Here is a 1194-nt window from a genome sequence, read left to right on the forward strand (position 1 = left end):
TGATCCGGAGGCTCCGGGTTCGCTCGAGAACCTGTTCGGTTCGCTGACCGGATTGTCCTCGGAGTTCCCGGGTTCGAGTGACCTCGGTTCCACCTTCGAGGGTTCAGAGGTAATCATCACCGGTTCCGCCAACGGCGGCTCCTCCGACCCCGCGACTCTGCTCGCAGTCGGTTCGCTCGCCGCTGCCGGCATCGGCATCGGCCTCGCCGTCTCCGGTGGCGTCAACCTCCCGCCGCTCCCGCAGATCAACGTGGGGCTCGTCTGCAACCTCCCGCCGGAGGCCATCGAGTTCCTCAAGGACAACGGCTCCATGGAGCGGGATGAGTGCGAGCCCGTCGAGGAGCAGAACTGAGGTTCGTCCTCATCGACGCTGACTGAGTCAGCGATCGGATAGTTCTCCGGCGATCCCCGTCGACCACACGGTCGGCGGGGATCGCTGCATTTCCCGGGGTCTGGATACGCTCTGGGTCATGTCCGTCCCCGACTTCGTCCTCGAGCTCCGCCGTCACGTGGGCACCGCGCCCCTCTGGTTGGCGGGTGCCACCGCCGTCATCCGCGACCCCCACGGCGCGCGCGTCCTGCTGGTCCGCCGGGCCGACAACGGCTGGTGGACCCCGGTCACCGGCATCGTCGACCCGGGGGAGCATCCCGCCGAGGCCGCGGTCCGCGAGGCACGGGAGGAAGCCGCCGTGCGCATCCGGGTGGACCGCGTCGCCTCCATCGGCGTCTCGCGGATGGTCACCTATGACAACGGTGACCGCGCGCAGTACCTCGACCACACCTTCGCCTGTACCTACCTCGACGGCGACCCGCACCCCGCCGACGGCGAGAACACCGACGTCCGCTGGTTCGCGGTCGATGACCTGCCCGAGATGCGCCCCCACATGCTCGCGAGGCTGGAGGCGGGACTGGCGGACGAGGAGCGCACCCGGATCGAGCTGACCACCGAGTCCGCCGAGAGTGGGACCGGCCACTGCGGATAGGCCCCCGCTCGGCGCAGCACTAGAATCGGGGCATGCCCGCCGACCGCTTCCGAGCCGAGGTGCCCCCCGTGGTGACCGCGGTCGTCGGCGTCGTCGTCGCGGTGGTCAGCGCGGTGTTCGGCATCGCCGCCCACGGCCTGGCCGCCGGAACGGTCGCGGTGGCCCCGAGCCCCGGTCAGATCCTGCTGATCGCGGCGGCGAGCGCGGGCGT

General features: G+C 70.4%; 2 protein-coding genes. Both read left to right on the forward strand.

Annotated features, from left to right (window positions below; genetic code table 11):
- Positions 1-352: hypothetical protein (locus tag G6028_RS04875; protein ID WP_182658220.1), on the forward strand; the 352-nt coding region annotated here is incomplete at its 5' end.
- A gap of 118 nt (positions 353-470) precedes the next feature.
- Positions 471-983, forward strand: coding sequence for an NUDIX hydrolase (locus G6028_RS04880; RefSeq protein WP_182658221.1), 513 nt, complete (start codon positions 471-473; stop codon positions 981-983).
- The last annotated feature ends 211 nt before the right edge of the window (positions 984-1194 follow it).

The sequence above is a fragment of the Dietzia cercidiphylli genome (assembly GCF_014145145.1).
GTDB lineage: Bacteria > Actinomycetota > Actinomycetes > Mycobacteriales > Mycobacteriaceae > Dietzia > Dietzia natronolimnaea.

Bases quoted from the DNA above. Each gene is read 5' to 3' on its own strand.
- G6028_RS04880 (WP_182658221.1), top strand. From the start codon at position 471: ATGTCCGTCCCCGACTTCGTCCTCGAGCTCCGCCGTCACGTGGGCACC.